This is a genomic window from Paraburkholderia sp. DD10, from assembly GCF_049177125.1.
Lineage (GTDB): Bacteria > Pseudomonadota > Gammaproteobacteria > Burkholderiales > Burkholderiaceae > Paraburkholderia > Paraburkholderia terricola.
Map to the genome: position 1 here is coordinate 3,788,243 of NZ_CP185393.1, position 22,838 is coordinate 3,811,080.

Consider the following 22,838-nt stretch of genomic DNA (forward strand, 5'->3'; position numbering starts at 1 on the left):
GAAGTTCGGATGAGCTGTCACGGCACCGGTTCTGCGTAAATGGGAATTGTTCGCATCTTAGGGAATCGTGCCATCGGTTGCAAGTTTTCCGTAAGCGCAACACGGTTGAGCCGACGGAGTGACGTTCGAGCATTGCGCGACGCCCCATCTGGCATGGCCTCCAGCTCGCATCGGTTATGCGCATGCGGCAAAATGCCGCATCTCGAAGCTTACAATTCGCATAGCTTTTTCGGCATCATCGCGGCCTGTACGAATTGGGAATGATTCTCATTTGTTCGGGATATCCAGAAAAACAGGGTCAGCGATGAGCGTAAGAGACGGGGTAAGAAACGGAATAGAACCGCTGCCGCATAAACGGCTAACGATGCGGCCGCTGCATTGGGCCGCCTGCCTAGCGTTTGCGGCGAGCCACGCTGCCTTCGCGCAGCAGGCGCCGGCATCGGAGACGCCCGAAGCGGGCGAAACAGCGTTGCCAGCAGTCAAGATCACAGCGGCGCAAGACACCGAGCAGCATCTGAAGGAAGAACTGAGCAGTGGCGCGCTCGGCACGCGTTCACAACTCGACACGCCGTTCTCGACCACCGTCGTCACGAGCGAACAATTGCAGGACCGCCAGCCGTCCAAACTCGGCGACGTGTTCGCCACCGACGCCTCCGTCTCCGACAACGGCAACGCCTACAACGCATGGGCCACGTATCTGACGGTGCGCGGCATGCAACTGGACTGGCAGAGCGGCTTCAAAATCGACGGCATGCCGTTCAACAGCTACGGCATCACGATGCCGTACGAGCAGCTCGAAAAAGTGGAATTGCTCAAGGGGCTGACCGGTTTCATGTACGGCTTCGGCGCGCCGGGCGGCGTCGTGAACTACGTGACGAAGAAGCCGCCGCTGTCCGGCACGCCGGTGCGCAGCATCGACATCGGCTATTACACCGACGGCGTGTGGACCGAGCACGCCGATCTCGGCGGCCGCGTCGGCCCTGACGGCATGTTCGGCTATCGCCTGAACGCGACGCATGAAGAAGGCAAGACCTACAACAACGGCAACGTGCGGCGCGATTCAGTTTCCGTCGCGCTCGACGCGCGCATTAACCGCGACCTGAAGGCGACCTTCGGCGCGCTCTACCAGGAGCGTCATTCGACCGGCATCACGGGCGCGATTTCGACGGCGCTGTTTTCCGGCACGGGCCTGCCGCACACGATGAGCGGCGGCACGGGCGACCTCTCTGGTCCCGATCAGCACCTGAACACGAACCTGCAGCTTTACACCGCGGGCGTTCAATACAACCTGAGCCCGGACTGGACGCTCAATGCGAGCTACAGCTATAGCAAAAGCTCGCGCGACCGCAACGAGAGCACATACTACCTGCTCAATGGCGCGGGCGATTACACGGACAGCCGTTTCGCCGGCAAGGAAGGGCATCAGCTGAGTTTGTGGCAAGTGTCGGCGGAAGGCAGCGTGAAGACCGGACCGTTGCAGCACCAGCTCGTGATCGGCGCGGCGTATCAGCGTCAAACGAACGATTACGGCGCGAACAGTTTCTTCGGCCAGATCGGCACCGGCAACCTCTACCAGCCGAACACCAACACCTTCGGCGGCGCGTCGAACTACTACACCTATCGCGACAGCGACATCACGCAAAAAGCGCTGTTCGCGAGCGATACGATCCAGTTGACCCAGCGCTGGTCGGTGCTCGGCGGCGTGCGTTACACCAACTACGAGCAGCACGGCTACTCGACCACCGGCGCGACCACGTCGACCTACAGCCAGAACGGCGTCGTCACGCCGACCGTCGCGCTGATGTTCAAGCTGGCGCCGACCACGACGCTTTACACGAGCTACGTCGAGTCGCTGGAAGCGGGCACCGTGGTGGGCGACACCTACGCGAACCGGGGCGAATTGCTCAAGTCGTTGCGCAGCAAGCAGTATGAAGTGGGCATCAAGACCGAGCATGCGCGCTGGAGCGCGACGGCCGCGCTGTTCCGCATCGAGCGCGGCGCGGCTTACGCGAACAGCGCGAACGTCTATACGCAGGACGGCGAGTCGATCTTCCAGGGCGTGGAGTTTGGTGGCGACGTGCGTCTGGGTTCGAGCTGGAATGTCGGCGGCGATCTCATGTGGATCAACACGAAGTATGAAAAGGGCGCGGCCAACAACGGCAACCGCGTGGCCGGCGCGCCTCAGTTCGTGGTGGCGGGTCATGCGACGTACTCGGTGCCCTACGTGCCGGGTCTGCGCATCGGCGCCGACGCCAAGTTCACGGGCAATACGAACGTGCGGCCGGCCGGCAATCTGAACGCGCCGGGCTATATGCTGGTCAATCTGGGCGCGAGCTATGCCACGCGCATCGGCGGCTATGACGTGACGTTTCGCGCGGCCATCGACAACCTGCTCAATCGCCGCTACTGGGAGTATCAGTACGCGGATTACGTGACGCCGGGCGATCCGCGCACCTTGTCGCTGAATGCGCGCATCGACTTCTGATGCATGCATAAAAAAACGGCACCGCGGTGCCGTTTTTTTTTCGCCTTGCCGTTGTGCGCGCCGCCGCGCGCGGCAGTTCAAACCAGCCGCAGATAAATCAGTTCGCGCTTGATATACGCATAGAAGATCGGCGCCGCGACCACGCCCGGCAGGCCGAACGCGGCTTCCATCACGAGCATCGCGACCAGCAGTTCCCAGGCGCGCGCCTCGATCTGCCCGCCGACGATGCGCGCGTTCAGGAAGTATTCGAGCTTGTGAATCAGGATCAGGAACGCGAGCGACATGACCGCAGCCGGGAAGCTCACCGAGAGCGCCACTGCGACGATGATCGTGTTCGAGATCAGATTGCCGATCACCGGCAGCAAGCCGACGATGAACGTCACCATGACCAGCGTCTTGGAGAGCGGCAACTGATCGTGGAACATCGGCAGTACGACCAGCAGGAAGATGCCGGTGAACACCGCATTGATCGCGGAAATCTTCACCTGCGCGAACACGATGCGGCGGAACGCTTCGGAGAAACGTGTCACGCGCGTGACGAAGGCCGTGGAAAGCGGCAGCCGATGCATATGCTTCTGCGCGCCCACCGCGATGATCGCGCCGATGATCATGCCGATCAGAATGTGAGTGAAAGCGCGCGCCGCCGTCTTGCCGCTTTGCTGCAGCATGTTGGCGTGCGTCTGCATCAGTTCGGCGGCCTTGGCTTTCATCTGCTCGGTGTCGACCGGCAGATAACTGGCAATGAATTGCGGAATCCGCCCCCGCGCCTGATCGATCAACTGCATCGCCTGATCGAGCAGCTTCTGCACGCTCTGCACGTCGTTCTCGAAATGCTCGATGAGGCCGAGCGTGATGCCGGTGAGCGAACCCACGATCACCACCGAGAGCAGCACCACCGCGAGCCAGCGCGCGCGCTGGCTCGACATATGACGCTCGATGCGCGGCGCGATGGTGTGAACCAGTTGGAACACGAGCATCCCGGCCAGCAGCGCGCCGAGCAGCCTGAGTTGAATGACCGCCCACATGCCGATCAACATCACCACGTAACTGCCGATTTCGACCGCCGACAGCTTCGGCAGGCTCATGTCGCTAGTCAGCCTGACCGGGCGTGGGCGTAGGTCCTGCACTTGCCCGTCGTCGCGTGCCTGATTCCGCTTGGCCATGGCTTTTCCCGTTCCACCCGTGTTGTGCACCGTTACTTTCTGCTGGCGGCGCGTTTCAGCAACGGCGCCAGATACCTGCCGGTAAAACTTGCCTTCGACTTCGCAACCTGCTCCGGCGTGCCTTGGGCGATGATCTGCCCGCCGCCCGCGCCGCCTTCCGGACCGAGATCGATCACCCAGTCGGCAGTTTTTATCACATCGAGATTATGCTCGATGATAACGACGGTATTACCCTGATCTCGCAATCGATGAATAACTTCCAGCAGAAGGGCAATGTCGTGGAAGTGCAAACCGGTGGTCGGCTCGTCGAGAATGTATAGCGTGCGACCCGTGTCGCGCTTGCTCAGTTCCAACGATAGCTTGACGCGCTGCGCCTCGCCGCCCGACAAGGTAGTGGCCGACTGACCCAGCCGGATATAGCCCAGGCCGACGTCCAGCAAGGTCTTCAGCTTACGCGCGACGACCGGCACCGGCTTGAAGAACTCGTAGGCGTTTTCCACCGTCATGTCGAGCACTTCGCTGATGTTCTTGCCTTTGTACTGCACGTCGAGCGTTTCGCGGTTGTAGCGCTTGCCGTGGCAGACATCGCAAGGCACATAGACGTCGGGCAGAAAGTGCATTTCCACCTTCAGCACGCCGTCGCCCTGGCAGGATTCGCAGCGGCCGCCCTTCACGTTGAACGAGAAACGGCCCGGATCGTAGCCGCGTTCCTTGGCCGCCGGCACGCCCGCGAACAGTTCGCGGATCGGCGTGAAGAGGCCCGTGTAGGTGGCCGGATTCGAGCGCGGCGTGCGGCCGATCGGCGACTGGTCGACGTTGATGACCTTGTCGAAGTGCTCGAGACCCTCGATCGATTCGTACGGCGCGGGCTCCGTGGCCGAGCCGTACAGGTGATGCGCCACCGCGTGATACAGCGTGTCGTTGATCAGCGTCGACTTGCCTGAACCCGATACGCCGGTCACGCAGGTCAGCAGGCCCACCGGCAGATCGAGCGTGACGTGCTTCAGATTGTTGCCGTGCGCCTCCACGATGCGGAGGCGGCGCTCGTCCGGATCTTTTCGCTCGTCGGGAAATTCGATGTTGCGCGCGCCGGACATGTACTGACCGGTCATCGAAGCCGCGTTGGCCTGCACTTGCCTGGGCGTGCCTTCGGCGATCACCATGCCGCCGTGCTCGCCCGCGCCGGGGCCCATGTCGACCACGTAGTCGGCCATGCGGATCATGTCCTCGTCGTGCTCCACGACGATCACCGAATTGCCGAGATCGCGCAGATGCTTGAGCGTGGCGATCAATCGGTCGTTGTCGCGCTGATGCAGGCCGATCGACGGCTCGTCCAGCACATACATCACGCCGGTCAGACCCGAGCCGATTTGCGAGGCGAGGCGAATGCGCTGCGCCTCGCCGCCCGAGAGCGTTTCCGCGCTGCGTTCGAGCGACAGATAGTCGAGCCCGACGTTATTCAAAAACATGAGCCGCGCGACGATTTCCTTGACGACCTTGTCGGCGATCTCGCGTTTCGAGCCTTCCAGCCGCAGCGTCTGGAAATAGCCGAGCGCATCGCGCAACGGCCAGCCGCTGATTTCGAAGATGCCGCGGGCGTCGCCGTCCGCGCCGATCCGCACGAAGCGCGCTTCGCGGCGCAGCCGCGTGCCGGCGCAAGCGGGGCACGGCTGATTGTTCTGGTACTTGGCGAGTTCCTCGCGCACGGCGGCCGAGTCGGTCTCGCGATAACGCCGCTCCAGGTTCGGGATGATCCCTTCGAACACATGCTCGCGAACCGACGTGCGGCCCCGCTCGTTGATGTACGAGAACGGAATCTCCTGCTTGCCCGAACCGTACAGCAGAATCTTGCGAACTTTTTCCGGCAGATCCTCGACGGCGGTGTCGATGTCGAATTCGTAGAACGCCGCGAGGCTTTGCAGCATCTGGAAGTAAAACTGGTTGCGCCGGTCCCAGCCCTTCACCGCGCCCGCCGCGAGCGAGAGCGACGGATGCGCGACCACCCGCTTCGGATCGAAGAAGGTGATCTGGCCGAGCCCGTCGCATTCCGGGCACGCGCCCATCGGATTGTTGAACGAGAAGAGGCGCGGCTCCAGTTCCTGCAGCGAATACGAGCAGATCGGGCAGGCGAACTTGGAGCTGAACAGATGCTCTTTATCCGTATCCATTTCGAGCGCGATCGCGCGGCCGTCGGCAAGACGCAGCGCCGTTTCGAACGATTCGGCGAGGCGCTGCTTCATATCGCCGCGCACTTTCAGACGGTCCACCACCACGTCGATTGTGTGCTTGTCGTTCTTTTTCAGCTTGGGCAGCGAGTCCACCTCATAAATCCTCGCAACGCCTTCATTCGCGGTGCCGCCGCCCGAGCGCACCCGGAAGCGGATAAAGCCCTGCGCCTGCATTTCCTCGAACAGTTCGACGTGCTCGCCTTTGCGGTTCGCCACCACGGGCGCGAGGATCATCAGCTTGGTCTCTTCCGGCAACGCGAGCGCCGCGTCGACCATCTGCGAGACGCTTTGCGCTTGCAGCGGAATCTCGTGATCCGGGCAGTAAGGCGTGCCGACCCGCGCGAACAGCAGCCGCAAATAGTCATGAATTTCGGTGACGGTGCCGACCGTGGAGCGCGGATTGTGCGACGTCGCCTTCTGTTCGATCGAGATCGCCGGCGAGAGGCCCTCGATCAGATCGACGTCCGGTTTTTCCATCAATTGCAGGAACTGGCGCGCGTAGGCGGAGAGACTTTCGACGTAGCGCCGCTGTCCTTCCGCATAGAGCGTGTCGAACGCGAGCGACGATTTGCCTGAGCCGGAAAGGCCCGTGATAACGACGAGCTTGTGACGTGGAAGGTCGAGATTGACGTTCTTCAAGTTGTGGGTGCGAGCCCCACGAATACGGATTTGTTCCACGGATTTATTCCATGAACTGCGGAAAGAGGAAGAGGCTAAACCTGCTACTATAACGACTTTTCAAGACCGCCGTTACGGCTTCCTGACCGCCCGAACGGGCGCCACGGCAAGCTGTAAGGCAGCGGTCCAGCGTCGCGGGAACAGGTTTAACTGGGGCCGTTTTCCGCGAGTACAAGCTAGCCGCGAGGCAACAGCGGGGCGGCGCGAGCGGGGAGTGCGCGAAGCCGCCGGCTCGAATGCCGCGCCGCATACTGTCTGTGTCCCGCAGTCCCGTGGTAAGCCGGCTGGTCGTGGCCGCCCCGTCTGGGCCGGCCGCCCGCGGTGCGCCGCCCAGCTCATTCGAAGAACGCTCCCGATGTCCAATCCGTCCGCCACACCCTCACGCATGAGCGCGCCCGAACTGCGCGCGACCGTGTCGCTCGCCGCCATCTTCGCGCTGCGCATGCTCGGTCTCTTCATGATCATGCCGGTGTTCTCGATCTATGCGAAAACCATCCCCGGCGGCGACAACGTGCTGCTGGTGGGCATCGCGCTCGGCGCATACGGCGTGACGCAGTCGATGCTGTACATCTTCTACGGCTGGGTCTCCGACAAGGTCGGACGCAAGCCCGTGATCGCCACCGGCCTGCTGATTTTCGCGCTCGGCAGCTTCGTCGCGGCGGGCGCGCACGACATGACGTGGATCATCGTCGGCCGGGTGATCCAGGGCATGGGCGCGGTGTCGTCCGCGGTGATCGCGTTTATCGCCGATCTCACCGCCGAGGAGCATCGCACCAAGGCGATGGCGATGGTGGGCGGCAGTATCGGCGTCTCCTTCGCGGTGGCGATCGTCGGCGCGCCGATCGTGTTCCACTGGGTCGGCATGAGCGGATTGTTCACGCTGGTCGGCATTTTCTCGATTCTCGCGGTGGGCGTGGTGCTGTGGGTCGTGCCCGACGCGCCCAAGCCGGTGCACGTGCGCGCGCCGTTCGCCGAAGTGCTGCATAACGTCGAGCTGCTGCGCCTGAATTTCGGCGTGCTCGTGCTGCACGCGACGCAAACCGCGCTGTTCCTCGTCGTGCCGCGCATTCTCGAAGCGGGCGGCTTGCCGGTCGCCTCGCACTGGAAAATTTATTTGCCGGTGATGGGCCTCTCGTTCGTGATGATGGTGCCGGCGATCATCGCCGCTGAAAAACGCGGGCAAATGAAAACCGTGCTGTTGTCGGCGATCGGTCTTATCCTGATCGGACAGTTGTTATTGGGCGTCGCTCCGCATACGATTCTGAGTGTGGCGGCGATCCTTTTTGTGTACTTTCTGGGCTTCAATATTCTGGAGGCCTCGCAGCCGTCGCTGGTGTCGAAACTGGCGCCGGGCACCCGCAAGGGCGCGGCTGCCGGCGTGTACAACACCACGCAGTCGATCGGTCTTGCGCTGGGCGGGATGATCGGCGGCTGGCTGCTGAAGGTGGACGGTCAGAGCGCCGTTTTCTTCGCGTGCTCTGGCCTCGTGTTTTGCTGGCTTATAATCGCCGCAAAGATGAAACAGCCGCCGCGCAAGGCGTAATACGGCGACCCCGAAGGACGCACCCCGTAGACCGCACTCGGGATTCGCCCCAAAAACACCAGAACTCACCCGGCGGCGGGATGCGGCGCACTTCCGGTCTCGGGCCCGCCGGCCCATGAGACGCGAACCGTGCACCGCCGCGCCGCCCGAAATGGAATCAACAGGAGAAACTCATGGCATCCGTGAACAAGGTCATTCTCGTCGGCAATCTCGGAGCCGATCCGGAAGTCCGTTATCTTCCGAGCGGCGACGCAGTGGCGAACATCCGCCTTGCAACGACGGATCGGTACAAGGACAAGGCGTCCGGCGAATTCAAGGAAGCCACCGAATGGCACCGTGTGTCGTTCTTCGGCCGGCTCGCTGAAATCGTGTCGGAATATCTGAAGAAAGGCTCGTCGGTGTACCTGGAAGGGCGCATTCGCACCCGTAAATGGCAGGCGCAAGACGGCACCGACCGTTACTCGACCGAAATCGTCGCCGAGCAGATGCAAATGCTGGGCGGCCGCGGCGGCTCGATGGGCGGCGGTGGCGACGAGGGCGGTTATAGCCGCGGTGAGCCGTCGGAGCGCAGCGGCGGTGGCGGTGGTGGCCGTGCGATGTCGGGCGGCGGTTCGCGTGGCGGCAGCGGCAGCGCGGGTGGCGGCGCCAGCGGCGGTTCTAGCCGTCCGAGCGCCCCGGCCGGCGGCGGCTTCGATGAAATGGACGACGACATTCCGTTCTAAACCCGACTAAAACAGTTTTGCAGGTACAAGCCCGTCCTCTTTGTCGAGACGGGCTTTTTGTTTGCCCGCCTATTCATGGCCCGCTGTTGAGCCGGCGAATCCCTGCTTCAGCGCGACCACGAAGCGACGCGCCCCGGTGCGTCAGATAACAGCGTTGCTGGCCGCAGCCGCCCGTCCGCGCAGCCAGTTGATGCTCGCGAACAGCAGCACCGCAAACACGATCAACATCGTGGCCACGGCGAGGATCGACGGGTCGATCGAATCGCGAATACCGCTCCACATCTGCCGCGGCACGGTGGTTTGATCCGGCCCGCCGATGAACAGAATGACGATCACTTCGTCGAACGAGGTCGCGAAAGCGAACACGCTGCCGGTCGCCACCGCCGGCGTGATGAGCGGCAACGTCACGCGCCTGAATGCGACCCAAGGCGGCGCGCCGAGTCCGGAAGCGGCCCGCAACAGACTGTGATCGAAGGAAAGCAATGACGCCGTCACGGTGATCACGACGAACGGCGTGCCGAGCGCCGCGTGCGCCAGCACGACGCCGGGATACGAGTTCACGAGGCCGAGCGGCGCGAAGATCAGATAGAAGCCCGCGGCAACGACGACGATCGGCACGATCATCGGCGAGATGATGAGCGGCATGATCAGACCGCGCAGCGGAAACTGCGCGCGCGAGAGGCCCAGCGCGGCGAGCGTGCCGAGACAGGTGGCGATCAGCGTCGAAGCCGCGCCGATGCCGATGCTATTCAGCAGCGCGCGTTGCCAGTCCGCGCTCGTGAGCGCCTGCTCGTACCAGCGCAGCGAAAAGCCCTGCATCGGGTACGAGAAGTACGAGCCAGCATTGAACGAGAGCGGGATGATCGCGAGAATCGGCGCAATCAGAAAGAACAGCACGAGCGCGCTATGCAGCCGCACCCCGCGGGCGGCGATGCGCTCCGTCAGCACCTTGTTGCGTTGATCCTGCATGTCCCGTTCCTTCGTCGTGTGCGTGTTTCGACCCGGTTCAACCGAAGCGCAAGCGGTCGATGCCGACAATGCGGTTGAACAGGAAATAAAAGATCGCCGTGAAAATCACGAGATAGGCCGACAGCGCGCCGGCGAGGCCCCAGTTGAGCTGCGTGTTGGTTTGCATCGCGATGAGCTGGCTGATCATCTCGTCGCCGGCGCCGCCGAGCAGCGCAGGCGTGATGTAGTAGCCGAGCGCGAGCACGAATACCAGGAAGCAGCCGGCGCCGACGCCCGGCAGCGTCTGCGGCACGTAGATCCGCACGAACGCGGTGAACGGATGCGCGCCGAGCGATTGCGCGGCGCGCATGTAAACGGGCGACACGCTCTTCATCACCGAATAGATCGCGAGAATCATGTAAGGCAGGAGCACGTGCGTCATGCCGATCAGCACGCCCGCGCGGTTGAAGATCAGCGGCAGCGGATGCGTGGCGAGACCGAGACCCATCAGCAGGCTATTGATGACGCCGCCCGGTTGCAGCAGCACGTACCACGCGGTCGTGCGCACGAGCAGCGAGGTCCAGAACGGCACGATCACGAGAAGCATCAGCCGGTTGCCGCTTTTCGCGGGCAAGTTCGCGAGCAGCCAGGCGACGGGATAACCGAGTACGAGGCACAGCAGCGTGACGGCGGCGCTGATCGAGATCGTGCGCGCGAACGCCTGCCGATAGACGGAAGCGTTGTCCGGGACGAACCCGACCGCGCCTTGCGGCGCGACTTGCGCATCGACCGCGGCGAGCAGATAGTCCGGCGTCGGCGACGCGGCGGCGCGCTTGAGCAACCGCCAGGTCTCCGGCGAGTTCCAGCGGTCGTCGAGTCCGACGAGCGTCGTTTTCCACGCGGGCGGGGCATCGGCGGGCAGTTGGCGCGCGGTGCGCATCAACAGGCTGCGAAACTCGGGCTGTGCGAAGTTCAGCCGCCGCGCCACCGTGCCGAGCTGCCCGCTCTGCTGCGCCTCCTTGAGCCCCGCCGCGAGCAGGGCGAACGTGTGTTCGTCCGGCACGCCGCCACCGTCCCACGCATCGAGCGCGCGCGCAAGCGCGGGCATGCTGTCGGGCACTTCGCGGTTCTGCACGCTGCGCGCGAGCAACAGCATGATCGGCGCAATGAAGGTCGACAGCAGAAACACGAGCAACGGCAGCGCAAGCAACAGCGCTTGCATCGATGCGCGGCGGCGCGTCTTCTGAAACGACGCGCGGCCGTCGGCTCTCGTCGGTGAGCCCGGCACCGGGCCTTGGGCGGAAGCGGGCATGCTGGTAGTCAAGTTGGGCTCTCGTCGGACGATGGTGTTACTGCGTCAGCCACACCTGGAACCGCTTGTTGATCTGGTCCGCGTTGTCGGCCCAGAAGTTCGCGTTGATCTGCAGCGCGCGCTTGAAGTTCTCGGGTGCGGTCGGCAGATCGGCGAGGCGCTGCTTGTCGACCAGCGCGATCGCGTCCTTGCGCGGCGGCGCGTAGGCGATGTACTTCGACAACTCCGCATAGGCCTTCGGCTGCGAAGCGGTGACGATGAACTTCGCGGCAGCGTCGGCGTGTTTCGCGCCCGTCGGCACACCCCACCAGTCGAAGTCGTAGACTTGCGCGTCCCAGACGGCCTTGAACGGCTTGTTGTCCTTCTTCGCGGCATCGGAAATGCGGCCGTTGTAGGCCTGCGTCATCACGACCGCGCCGTCCGCCAGCAACTGCGGCGCCTGCGCACCCGACTCCCACCACACGATGCTCTTCTTGATCGTATCGAGCTTCCTGAACGCGCGATCCACGCCGGCGGGCGTGCCGAGCACCTTGTAGACATCCTTCGGGTCGACGCCGTCCGCAATCAACGCCCATTCCATCGATACCTTCGGCGACTTGCGCAAGCCGCGCTTGCCCGGGAATTTCTGCAGGTCGAAGAAGTCGTTGACGGTGGTCGGGGCGGTCTTGAGTTTGCTCGCGTCGTACGCGTAGACGGTGGACCAGACCATGCTCGCGACCGCGCAATCGCTGATCGAGCCGGGGATGAAGTCGCTCGTCTTGCCGATCGTCTTCCTGTCGAATTTTTGCAGGAGCCCCTCGTCGCAAGCGGTGATCGCATCGTTGGTTTCGAGGTCGATCAGGTCCCACGTGGTGTTCTTCGCCTGCTCCATCGCGGAGAGCTTCGCGAGGCCGCCGTCATACGATTCGGTGGAGAAGCCGATTCCCGTGGCCTGCGTGAACGGCTCGAAATACGCTTTCTTGGCCGCCGCTTCGTATGCGCCGCCGAAGGTCACGACGGAGAGCGTCTCCGCCGCCTGGGCGGCCACGGTGGCGAATGCGAGTACGGCGAGTGCGGCGCATTGTGCTTGGATGAGGGTGCGCATGTCAGTTGGCTCCTGCTGGTGCGGTCGTGATGATGGAAGGTGAAGGCGGTGCGGATACGGGCATCGCGGGCGCGCTTCGCGGCGCGGTCATCGCGAGAATCTTGCAGTCGTCGTGGCGCCACGCGATCTCGATCGTGCCGCCGGGCGAAGGCAGCGCGTGGCGCTGCGTATTCGGCACTTTCACGACGATCGAATCGCGCGAGCCGAGCTTCAGGTGCACGCGATGATGATCGCCGCAATACACCCGTTCCTCGACGCGCGCGCGCACCACGTTGTTGTGTTCGTCGGCGCGCGTGCTTGCCTGCGTGCCTTCCGCGCTCGGGATATGCGCGCGTTCGGGGCGCAACGCGAGCATCGCGTCGTCGCCTGGCCGCAGGCCGTGTTCGCAACGGCCGCGAATCACGCTGCCGTCCGAGAGCGCCAGCGTCGCCCAGCCTTCGCCCGCGGTGACGACGCGCCCGGTCAACCCGTTGTTCTCGCCGACGAAATTGGCGACGAACGCGTTCTGCGCGTTCTCGTACAGTTCGCTCGGTGTGGCGGCCTGCTGGATACGGCCGTCGGAGAACACGGCGACGCGGTCCGACATCGTCAGCGCTTCGGCCTGGTCGTGCGTCACATAGACGATCGTGAGCGACAGCTCGCGATGCAGGCGCATGATTTCGTATTGCATCGTTTCGCGCAGGCGCTTGTCGAGCGCGCCGAGCGGCTCATCCATCAGCACGACGCTCGGCTCGAACACGAGCGCGCGTGCGAGCGCCACGCGCTGCTGCTGTCCGCCGGATAACTGCGCGGGACGCCGGTTCGCCAGATGCGGCAGCTCGATCATCTCGAGCGCGCGCTTCACACGCGCCTTCTGTTCGGCGCGGCTCACGTGCCGCACGGAGAGCGGAAACGCAACGTTCTCCGCGATCGTCAGATGCGGAAACAGCGCGTAGTTCTGAAACACCATGCCGATGTCGCGTTGATGCGGCGGCTTGTCGTCGAGCCGCCGGCCGTCGAGACGAATCTCGCCGTGAGTGGGCGTTTCGAAACCCGCGAGCATCATCAGCGTGGTCGTCTTGCCCGAGCCCGAGGGGCCGAGCAGCGACAGGAATTCTCCCTTGCTCACGTCGAGATTCAGATCATCGACGACGTACTGGGCGCCGTCATACGATTTGCTCACGCGCGAGAGCGAAATGAAGGCAGGGTTCGACATGTGATCGCGTTCCTCTCGATGGTGCGTCGTAATCAGGGCGTGCCGGGCTTCGTCGCGGCGATCTTGCCGGCGACGTAGCGCGCGAAGTCATGGTTGGGGCGTTCGAGATGGCTCAGATGGCCGGGCTTTGCGAGCGGCGCGTGCACGCCGCGGAACACCGCTTCCACGCCGCGCCGGTCTTCCGCATTCACCTCGTCGAGCAGTTTCTTCAACGTGGCCATGTGCGCGCCGGCCTCGGGATCCGCGATGAACTCCGGCGCAAGCCCGCCGCCGAAACGGATATGCACGCGCCCCACGCCTTGAGGTTGCAGCACGAGATACCAGAAGTAGCCCGGCGTGAGCGTGACGAGATGCGTCGGGTAGATGGCGAGCAGCGCGGTAGTCTTGCGCCAGTGTCCCGTGAGACGCGTGTTGTCCGGATGCGCGTTGCCGATGGGCAAGGACGCTTCCTTCGTGATCCAGTGATAGTTGAACGCGGGATAGCCCGGCGGGCATTCCATTTCATCGAGCCGCGAATGCGGTCCTACCGTCGCGCGATGCAGCATCGGCAGGTGATAGCTTTCCATGAAGTTTTCCGCGAGGATCTTCCAGTTCGTGTCCCACACGTGCTCTTCATGGAAGGTCTCGATGTAGTCCGACATGCCGTATGCGCCGATGAGTTCGCTCAAACCGGCAAGCTGCGTATGCACGGGCGGCGCGTTTTCGTCGAGCGTGACGTAGAGCCAGCCTTGCCATTCCTCACAACGCACGGCGGGCAGCCTGTAGCTTTCCTTGCAGAAGCCCGCTTGCCGATCCATGAGCGGCGCGCCTTGCAGCGCGCCGTCCAGCGAATAGTTCCACGCGTGATAGGGGCAGACGATGCGGCGTACATTGCCGCGTCCTTCGAGCAGCACCGACATGCGATGCAGGCACACGTTCGACATCGCCTTGAGCTGCATCTGTTCGTCGCGCAAGACGACGACCGGTTGCGCTCCGATGCGCGCGGTCATGTAATCGCCCGGCGCCTTGAGCGCGCTGGCGCGGCCGACGCATTGCCATTCCCGCTGGAAGATCGCGTGCTCTTCCAGCCAGAGAAATTCGGGCGACGTGTACACGCCGGGCGGCATCGCATGCGCGTCGCTGAAGGGCCGTTCGCAACCCGTGCGCAGGTCGTCGACAAGCGCTTGCACTGCGATCGTCCTTGCCGGGCTGGTCATGATGTCCCCCTCGAGTCGTCACGTTAAGAGCGCGTCGTCGCGAGGCTTTGCGTGGCGGCGCTCAATATGGACATCAATCTATCAAGCCAATTTGCAAGGCAAAATATTGTTTTCAGATACAAAGCAGAGCTTTTGCCTATGCAGCGCGCGAACGCGCGAAGCGGCCGATTGAGCGCTGCGCGTCATGCGTCGATATGCAGTCGCCGAATATAGTGCTCGCAGAACGAAGCGAAGCGCTGCACGACCTGGCGGGGCTTCATCGTGCGTGATTGCGCGATGCCGAGCATCGTTGCGTTGACGTTGTCCTTGAAGCGCTTGATCGCGAACTCTTCGCCGTCCACGGTGCGATTCGACTTGAGCGGAAAGTTGAGCAGGCTATAGCCGAGACCGTTGGCCACCATGCCGCGCACGACCTCCGGCTGCGATGAACGGAACGCGGGCACCGGGCGGCTGCCCACCGCGTCGAAGAGCGCCGCGAAATACTCGCGGCTGTGCGGCAGATCGAGCATCACATAGGGCTCGTGCAAGAGGTCTGCGAGCGACACCTTGCGCGCGCGCGCGAGGCGATGCGTCTTCGGCAGGATCACGTAAGGCGGCAGCGAGAGCAGCGGCGTGAAGGCGATGTCTTCCGTCAGGTCGAGACTGTAGGTGAGGGCGAGATCGAGCGAGCCGTCGTGCAGGCCTCGCAAGAGGCCATCCTGATGCGCCTCGACGGTGCGAAACGAAATGCCCGCGTGCTCGCCCGTGAAACGGCTGATCAGCCCCGGCATGAGCGGCGGCGCAAGCGAGACGAGACAGCCGAGCGCGATGGCGCCCGTCATGCCGCCGTCCATTTCCTTGGCGGTGGTCTGCAATTCCTCCGCGATCTTCAGGAGATTGCGCGCTTGCCCGAGCAGATCGCGTCCCGCTTGCGTGAGCGACAGACCGCTCGCGTGATGCCGGATGAAGAGTTGCACGCCGAACGACACTTCCAGATCCGCGAGCGCCGTCGAGATGGACGGTTGCGAGATGTGCAGACGCTTCGCGGCGGCGGTGAACGACAACGCTTCGGCGGTGACCACGAAATAGCGCAACTGGCGCAACGAGTAGCGCAACGGGTGGCTTTCCATCGACGACGCTCCCTCTTCAAGGTCTTCAATGCGCCGCATTGTGAAGCGGTCAAAAAGCGCTGCATAGGTAAACCCAATGCTATGCATTTTTTAAATGTGTTTTTCGGATTCGGAACGGGCGGGTAGATTTTCACGCAGACGAATGGCCCAGGCGGCACACGCCATCGCAAACCACCGCCTCTTCAGAAGGACACAGTCATGACAGTGGAAAGAACGTCAATCGATACGCTGGTGGTCGGCGCCGGTCAGGCCGGCGTCGCCATGAGTGAACATCTAAGCAAGCTCGGCGTGCCGCATCTCGTGCTGGAGCGCGCCCGTATCGCCGAGCGCTGGCGCACGGCACGCTGGGATTCGCTGGTGGCCAACGGTCCCGCGTGGCACGATCGTTTCCCCAATCTCGAGTTCGCGGATGTCGACCCGGACGCCTTCGCTTCAAAAGAGCAGGTGGCGGATTATTTCGTCGCGTATGCAAGGAAGTTCGAGGCGCCGATCCGCACCGGCGTGGAAGTTCGGCAGGTTGTGCGCAATGCGGCGCGGCCGGGCTTCACCATCGAAACGTCCGAGGGCGTGGTGGAGGCCAATCGCGTGGTCGTCGCGACCGGGCCTTTCCAGCGCCCCGTGATTCCGCCGATCGCGCCGCGAGATTCGACTCTCACGCAAATTCATTCCGCCGACTATCGCAATCCGGGGCAATTGCCCGAAGGGGGCGTGCTCGTGGTCGGCGCGGGATCGTCCGGCGTGCAGATCGCGGACGAGCTGCAACGTGCGGGCAAGCGCGTCTATCTGTCGGTCGGTGCGCATGATCGTCCGCCGCGCGCCTATCGCGGCCGCGACTTCTGCTGGTGGCTGGGCGTGCTCGGCGAATGGGACGCGGAGGTCATGAAGCCCGGCAGGGAGCACGTCACGATTGCCGTGAGCGGCTCGCGCGGCGGTCATACGGTGGACTTCCGGCGTCTCGCGCAGCAGGGCGTGACGCTCGTCGGTCTCACGAAGTCTTTCGATAAGGGCGTGGCAACCTTCGAAGCCGATCTCGCGGCGAACCTCGCGCGCGGTGACGAAAACTATCTGTCGCTGCTGGACGCGGCCGACGCGTATGCCGAGCGCAACGGCCTCGATCTTCCGCCAGAGCCCGAAGCGCGTGTCATTCCCGCCGACCCCGAGTGCGTCACGCATCCGTTGCGCGATCTCGATCTGGCGACAGCCGGCGTGACGTCGATTGTCTGGGCGACCGGCTACGCGGTCGATTTCAACTGGCTGAAGGTCGACGCCTTCGATGAAAAGGGTAAGCCGGTGCATCAGCGCGGTGTGTCGAAGGAGCCGGGCATCTATTTTCTCGGCTTGCCGTGGCTGTCGCGTCGCGGTTCGGCATTCATCTGGGGCGTGTGGCACGACGCGAAGCACATCGCCGATCACATCGTCACGCAGCGCAAATATCTGGCGTATTACGACGAATCGCAGCGCCATGCGCGAGGCCGCAACGAGGAAAGCGCGGAAAGCGCCGAGGGTGCGTCCGCCGGTTCACGCGTCCACAAAGTTAGCGAAATGGGCGTGAATTGAACGCCACGCCGCTTTGATCCGCGATCTATTTCTTCCCCGCATTGAGGTGCATCGATGAGCCAACCCACGCATACCCGTATCCGCATGTTCAACACGAAGGATACGTATCCGAACCAGACGCTCGACAACGATCTTTGTCAGGCCGTGCGCGCCGGCAACACGGTCTATGTACGCGGCCAGGTGGGGACGGATTTCGAAGGCCGCCTGGTCGGCCTCGGTGATCCGCGCGCCCAGGCCGAGCAGGCGATGAAAAACCTCAAGCAGTTGCTGGAGGAGGCCGGCAGCGATTTGTCTCACGTCGTCAAGACGACGACCTACCTCACCGATATCCGTTATCGCGAGCCGGTCTATCAGGAAGTCGGAAAGTGGTTGAAAGGCGTATTTCCGATTTCCACCGGCCTGGTGGTGGTCGCGTTGGGTCAGCCGCAATGGCTGATGGAGATCGACGTCATCGCCGTGATTCCCGATGGCTGGACGCGGCCGACAGCCTGAGGAGCACGACATGACATTCTCTATCGTCGGACGTTGTGCGCGCTCGGGGCAGCTCGGTATCGCGATCAGTTCCTCCAGCGTCGCGGTCGGCGCTCGCTGCCCGTGGGTGCGGACAGGCGTCGGCGCGGTGGCGACCCAGAACGTCACGCTGCCCGCGCTGGGCCCGCGAGTTCTCGACCTTCTGGAGAGCGGGAAAATCGATCCTGCCGCGGCATTGGACCGCGCGCTCGGCGCAAGCGAGTGGAGCGAATATCGGCAGGTGACGGTGGTCGATAGCCTGGGCCGCACGGCGTTCTTCAGCGGCAAGGAAGCGTTGGGCACCTATCACGCCGTCGCCGGCAAGCAATGCGTGGCCGCGGGCAACATGCTCGCGGGCATCGAAGTGATCGAGGCGATGGTTCCGGCGTTCGAGCAGGCATCCGGCGCGCTGGCCGATCGGCTGCTCGCGGCGATGCATGCGGCGATGGCCGCGGGCGGGGAGGCGGGGCCGGTGCATTCGGCGGCGCTCAAGATCGTCGGCGACGTGAGTTGGCCGATGGTCGATTTGCGGGTCGATTGGGCGGACGACGATCCCATCGGCCAACTCGACGGTTTGTGGCACGCGTATCGGCCGCAGATGCAGGACTACCTGACCCGCGCGTTGAATCCGACCGCCGCGCCCAGCTACGGAGTGCCGGGCAATGAATGACAGATCCAGCCGCGCGCTGCTCGCAAGCCTGATCGGCTTTCCGACGGTCAGCCGCGATTCGAATCTGGACATGATCGCGTTCATTCGGCGCTACCTCGACGAACTCGGTGTCGAGAGCGAACTGTTCTACAACCCCGAGCGCACCAAGGCGAATCTGTTTGCGACCATCGGTCCGCGCGAGCGCGGCGGCATCGTGCTGTCCGGCCATACCGACGTGGTGCCGGTCGAAGGCCAGGCGTGGACCGTCGATGCATTCCGTCTCACGGAACGCGATGGGCGGCTGTATGGCCGCGGCACGGCCGACATGAAGGGTTTCATCGCATCGGTGCTGGCGGCGGTGCCCGGCTTTGTCGAGCGGACGTTGAAGCTGCCGGTGCATCTCGCCTTTTCCTACGACGAGGAAGTCGGCTGCCTCGGCGTGCGGCCGATGCTGGCGGAACTGGAGCGGCGCGCGCATAAGCCGGTTCTGTGTCTGATCGGCGAACCGACTGAACTCAAGCCGGTGCTGGGGCACAAGGGCAAGCTGGCGATGCGCTGTCACGTGAAGGGCGCGCCTTGCCATTCGGCCTATGCGCCGTATGGCGTCAACGCCATTCAGTACGCGGCGCGGATGATCGGCCGTCTGGAACAGATCGGCGATCAACTGGCCCAACCGGAGCATCACGACGAGCGTTTCGATCCGCCGTTCTCGACCGTGCAGACGGGCGTAATCAAAGGCGGCCGTGCGCTGAACATCGTGCCGGCGGAATGTGAATTCGACTTCGAAGTGCGCGCGCTGCCGGGTTTCGACGCGCATCGTGTAGCCGACGCATTGCAGACCTACGCCGAAGCCGAGTTGCTGCCGAAAATGCGCGCGGTGAAGTCCGAAGCCGACATCCGCTTTCAGTCGCTCTCCGCTTATCCGGCATTGGCGACTTCGCCCGATAGCGAAGCGGCGCGTCTTTTGGCGTTGCTCAGCGGCTCCGAGGAATTCGGCACGGTGGCGTTCGGCACGGAGGGCGGGCTCTTCGAGCAGGCGGGCATTCCCACGGTGATCTGCGGACCCGGCGGCATGGACCAGGGACACAAGCCCGATGAATTCGTCACCGTCGAGCAATTGCGCGCTTGCGACGCCATGCTGGCTCGCCTGGCGGATTACCTTTCGGTCGCTCGTTGAGACGGAGCATTAAGGACGGCGCCGCGGTGTCACGCATCGTCCGGTGAGACAGGGGGCGCCGCGAGGAGATGCTCCAACGCATCTCTCATCGGCGAACTGGAAATAACGATCGGCCCTGAAAACGGCGAATCCAGATCGACGATGACATAGATAGCGGAAGCGATCGAAACAGCCCCCAGCGAAATCGTGACGAGCGCCAGCGCGTTGCGAGGCGCGATCAACCCGAAGCTGAGAAAAATCACGCACAACCAGAAAGTCAGCGTCTTGAAGAAAGGCTGCGAGATCGAGCTGTGCGCCTCCTCGATGAGTTTCCACCGCGCATCCACGACGCGCCGGAACTGCGTCAAACCATCATCGAGCGCGCGCTGCTGCAAGGCGTCGCGCGCTTGCAATTGCCGCAGCCGCTGGCCCACCGTGTTCAACAATTCGCCGAGGCGCACGTTTTCCAGCTTCGTCGAGCCGGGTCGCGTGCCGATGTTCTTCGGATAATCACCGGCGGGCGCGGCCTCGCCGGGCCACGTCGACGCAATCGCCGCCGCGGTATAAGCCCGCAACAGGCGGCGCGGCTCGGCGGTTTCGTCGCCGTATTGCCGCAGCGTCGTATCGAATTCGATCAGATCGGCGGCAAAGGTGCGCAAATCATTCGACGCCGTATCGAAGCTGGATTTCGCCGACGCCGTCATCAAGCCCAGCACCAGCGCGGCAAACGTCACCAGCATCCCGATCACCAACTGGACGAGTTGCACCGTTTCGTGCGCCTTGTGCTCTTCGGGCAAAAGCGGGCGCACCCACACGCCGAGTCCGGTTGCGGCGAGCAACAAAACGAAGACCAGCAGAGCCGTGGCTATTTCCGACATAGAAATGCTCCGAAGACGCGTGCCTCGTCACTTTCCATCAACCGCCGCCAACCAGGAACCCGGATAGTCCCGCAAAAGGCTCTCCGGGCAATGGCTTCCCGCTTTCGCTCGTATCTTGATGGATCGCAAGCTCACGCGCTACCAGCCATAAAGTTTTGCGCGATTCAGCCGTAGTCCCTTTATGTGTCGCAGTCGCATGAATTCGAATAAAAAGTTGCGGACCTGGCCGAAGGGGCTTAGGCGCAGCAGGCGTGGCCGAGGCTAATCACTGAACAATTCGGTCAGGCAGCCCCCCTTGGAGAGAGCCAATGCTGAAAAATCTGTCGATTCGCACCTGTCTTACCCTGATGATCGCGTTCTTCGGCGTGGTGCTGCTGCTCGGCGCCGCCGCCGGTCTGCTGTCGCTGCGCGCGAGCAATGCGTCGCTGCAGCAGATGTACACGGTGGATACGCCCGCGGTCGCCGACCTCGAAGGCAGCGCCGGCCAGTTGCTGCGTTTACGCCTGGCGCTCGCGACGTACGCATCGCTCGTCGATCTGAACGATCAGGACGGCGCGGATGCCGTGCTGAAGCGGTTCGATCAATACCAGAAAGCATCCAACGAGCGTCTTGCCCACTATCTGAGCCGCGCGAGCACGGATGCCGACGAACAGCGCCTGATCAAGGAGATGCAAGACAAGCGCGACATTTTCCTGCGCGAGGGCGTCGATCCGTCAATGGCCGCGCTTAAATCGGGCGACAAGACCGCATTCCAGCAATTGCAGGCGCGCAAGCTGCCGTCGCTCTACAGCGCGTACGAAAAGGCGATGCTCGCGCTCGAAAAATTGCAACTCGATCGCGCCGCGCAGCGCTATCAGGATGCGCAGGACCTGTTCTACGCGATCTGCATTGCGGTGGCGATCGGCATGGCGGCGTCGCTGCTGGCCTCGTGGATCGGCCGCGCGGTGCTGGTGCGCGCGATCGTCAGTCCGGTCGATGCCACCATCGCGCAATTCCAGCGCATCGCCGGCGGCGACTTGACCGGCCAGATCGTCGTGAGCAGCGACAACGAAATGGGCCGCCTCGCCGCCGCGTTGCGCAAGATGCAGGACTCGCTGATCGCGACGGTGAACTCGGTGCGTCAGGGCACGGAATCGATCGACACCGGCGTGAGCGAGATCGCCGCGGGCAATACCGATCTGTCGCAGCGCACCGAGGAGCAGGCCGCGTCGCTCGAGGAAACGGCGGCGAGCATCGAACAGCTCACCTCGACGGTCAAGCAGACCGCGGACAACGCGAAGCAGGCGAGTTCGCTGGCCCAGGGCGCGTCGACGTTGGCCGCGCAGGGCGGCAACCTCACCGAGCAGGTGGTGGGCACGATGCATGGCATCGTCGACGACTCGCGGCGGATTGCCGACATTGTCGGCGTGATCGAAGGGATTGCTTTTCAGACCAATATCCTCGCGCTGAACGCCGCCGTGGAAGCCGCGCGCGCGGGCGAGCAGGGACGCGGCTTTGCGGTGGTGGCGAGCGAGGTGCGGTCGTTGGCGCAACGAAGCGCGGCGGCGGCGAAGGAGATCAAGGGTTTGATCGACGCGTCCACGGCGCGGGTGGAGGCCGGCTCGGAACTGGTCGAGCGATCGGGCTCGACGATGACGGAGATCGTCAACGCGATTTCGCGCGTCAGTTCGATCATGGGCGAGATCGCGGCGGCTGCGATCGAGCAGAGTACCGGTATCGATCAGGTCAATCTCGCTGTCGCTCAGATGGACGAGGTGACTCAGCAGAATGCCGCGCTGGTCGAGCAGGCTGCGGCGGCGGCCAGTTCGCTGGAAGAGCAGGCGAGGCGGTTGACGGCTGCCGTGGCCGTGTTTCAGACGGGGGGCGGTCGTGGTGCTGGGGGTGGTGCTTCGGCTGCTTTTGCCGGGCGGCAGAGGGCGGTTGAGGGGGCTGTGGGGGAGTTTGTCGCGGGTTAGGTTTTTTTTGGGGGTTTTTTGCCTGCGGCGGTTTGGGTTGTGGGTCTGGTTTGTTGGCCTTTTCTTGTGGTCTTAGTGGTCTATTAGTGTTGCCCCTGTGCGGGGCGGCACCTACTTTCTTTGCCGCCGCAAAGAAAGTAGGCAAAGAAAGCGGCTCAAACCGTCAGCCTTGAAGTGGGTCTCCTGGCTTGGAGGGCGTAGTGGTGCATCTGGAATCGGTGTCCTCGCGCACTCCGCGCCCGTGACAAGGCAGTCATACTTCCCGCCTCGCACTGCGTGCTCGCCGGAAGGGGCGTGCACGGAAACCAGCGGTTTCATTGGGCGCGGTGGGAGCCATCGGCTTCGCCTCGGCGAGGCGCCGAAATCAGGCGGGTATTTCAGACATGCGGCTGGCCCCTGGCCGTAGGCGCGGATAGTCTGACCGCGCACCGATGCGCCTGGCGAGTCGTCAGCATTCGGTGCAGTCGCTT

General features: G+C 63.5%; 17 protein-coding genes. 8 read left to right on the forward strand and 9 right to left on the reverse strand.

The window, feature by feature from the left end:
- The first annotated feature begins 364 nt into the window (after nt 1-364).
- Entirely contained in the window at nt 365-2,485 is a 2,121-nt protein-coding gene (locus ACOCG7_RS32580; protein ID WP_090518768.1) for a TonB-dependent siderophore receptor, read from the forward strand.
- Between the two features lie 77 nt (nt 2,486-2,562).
- On the opposite strand, the gene ACOCG7_RS32585 is transcribed toward ACOCG7_RS32580, so the two are convergent.
- A complete protein-coding gene (locus ACOCG7_RS32585; protein ID WP_421378826.1) occupies nt 2,563-3,648 on the reverse strand; it encodes an AI-2E family transporter in 1,086 nt (361 codons plus the stop codon).
- Between the two features lie 32 nt (nt 3,649-3,680).
- Nucleotides 3,681-6,554: an excinuclease ABC subunit UvrA gene (uvrA, locus tag ACOCG7_RS32590; RefSeq protein WP_073429431.1), complete on the reverse strand. Its 2,874-nt coding sequence runs from the start codon at nt 6,552-6,554 to the stop codon at nt 3,681-3,683.
- Nucleotides 6,555-6,909: 355 nt separating this feature from the next.
- Here uvrA and ACOCG7_RS32595 point away from each other — a divergent pair, with 355 nt between their 5' ends.
- Together ACOCG7_RS32595 and ACOCG7_RS32600 are read left to right on the forward strand one after the other, a co-directional pair.
- Nucleotides 6,910-8,097: an MFS transporter gene (locus ACOCG7_RS32595; RefSeq protein WP_114161842.1), complete on the forward strand. Its 1,188-nt coding sequence runs from the start codon at nt 6,910-6,912 to the stop codon at nt 8,095-8,097.
- A 173-nt stretch (nt 8,098-8,270) separates the two neighbouring features.
- A complete protein-coding gene (locus ACOCG7_RS32600; RefSeq protein ID WP_114161843.1) occupies nt 8,271-8,819 on the forward strand; it encodes a single-stranded DNA-binding protein in 549 nt (182 codons plus the stop codon).
- A gap of 141 nt (nt 8,820-8,960) precedes the next feature.
- Here ACOCG7_RS32600 and ACOCG7_RS32605 read toward each other — a convergent pair whose 3' ends face one another.
- The 6 genes from ACOCG7_RS32605 to ACOCG7_RS32630 form a co-directional block, all read right to left on the reverse strand.
- Entirely contained in the window at nt 8,961-9,788 is an 828-nt protein-coding gene (locus ACOCG7_RS32605) for an ABC transporter permease (RefSeq protein ID WP_114161844.1), read from the reverse strand.
- Between the two features lie 37 nt (nt 9,789-9,825).
- The gene (locus tag ACOCG7_RS32610; protein WP_114161845.1) at nt 9,826-11,079 is read right to left on the reverse strand and encodes an ABC transporter permease; all 1,254 of its coding nucleotides are present in this window, start codon (nt 11,077-11,079) and stop codon (nt 9,826-9,828) included.
- Between the two features lie 37 nt (nt 11,080-11,116).
- Nucleotides 11,117-12,163, reverse strand: a complete 1,047-nt coding sequence (locus ACOCG7_RS32615) for an ABC transporter substrate-binding protein (RefSeq protein WP_083084686.1) — start codon at nt 12,161-12,163, stop codon at nt 11,117-11,119.
- Between the two features lies 1 nt (nt 12,164).
- Complete coding sequence (locus ACOCG7_RS32620; protein ID WP_114161846.1) at nt 12,165-13,358, reverse strand: ABC transporter ATP-binding protein; 1,194 nt, start codon at nt 13,356-13,358, stop codon at nt 12,165-12,167.
- Between the two features lie 32 nt (nt 13,359-13,390).
- Nucleotides 13,391-14,554, reverse strand: coding sequence for an SRPBCC family protein (locus ACOCG7_RS32625; RefSeq protein ID WP_114161847.1), 1,164 nt, complete (start codon nt 14,552-14,554; stop codon nt 13,391-13,393).
- Nucleotides 14,555-14,736: 182 nt separating this feature from the next.
- A complete protein-coding gene (locus ACOCG7_RS32630) occupies nt 14,737-15,663 on the reverse strand; it encodes a LysR family transcriptional regulator (protein WP_073429439.1) in 927 nt (308 codons plus the stop codon).
- 198 nt (nt 15,664-15,861) lie between these two features.
- Between ACOCG7_RS32630 and ACOCG7_RS32635 the strand changes: the two genes are divergently transcribed.
- Genes ACOCG7_RS32635 through argE form a run of 4 tightly spaced genes read left to right on the forward strand, consistent with a single transcriptional unit; the run spans nt 15,862 to nt 19,556 of the window.
- Complete coding sequence (locus ACOCG7_RS32635) at nt 15,862-17,220, forward strand: flavin-containing monooxygenase (protein ID WP_114161848.1); 1,359 nt, start codon at nt 15,862-15,864, stop codon at nt 17,218-17,220.
- A gap of 54 nt (nt 17,221-17,274) precedes the next feature.
- Nucleotides 17,275-17,712, forward strand: a complete 438-nt coding sequence (locus ACOCG7_RS32640; protein WP_073429441.1) for a RidA family protein — start codon at nt 17,275-17,277, stop codon at nt 17,710-17,712.
- A 10-nt stretch (nt 17,713-17,722) separates the two neighbouring features.
- Complete coding sequence (locus tag ACOCG7_RS32645) at nt 17,723-18,400, forward strand: DUF1028 domain-containing protein (protein ID WP_114161849.1); 678 nt, start codon at nt 17,723-17,725, stop codon at nt 18,398-18,400.
- The gene (argE, locus tag ACOCG7_RS32650) at nt 18,393-19,556 is read left to right on the forward strand and encodes an acetylornithine deacetylase (protein WP_114161850.1); all 1,164 of its coding nucleotides are present in this window, start codon (nt 18,393-18,395) and stop codon (nt 19,554-19,556) included. Before ACOCG7_RS32645 ends, argE begins: the two co-directional genes overlap by 8 nt.
- A gap of 29 nt (nt 19,557-19,585) precedes the next feature.
- On the opposite strand, the gene ACOCG7_RS32655 is transcribed toward argE, so the two are convergent.
- Nucleotides 19,586-20,413: a DUF4239 domain-containing protein gene (locus ACOCG7_RS32655; RefSeq protein WP_114161851.1), complete on the reverse strand. Its 828-nt coding sequence runs from the start codon at nt 20,411-20,413 to the stop codon at nt 19,586-19,588.
- 308 nt (nt 20,414-20,721) lie between these two features.
- On the opposite strand from ACOCG7_RS32655, the gene ACOCG7_RS32660 reads away from it, so the two are divergent.
- Entirely contained in the window at nt 20,722-22,368 is a 1,647-nt protein-coding gene (locus ACOCG7_RS32660) for a methyl-accepting chemotaxis protein (RefSeq protein WP_114161852.1), read from the forward strand.
- Nucleotides 22,369-22,838 lie beyond the last annotated feature (470 nt).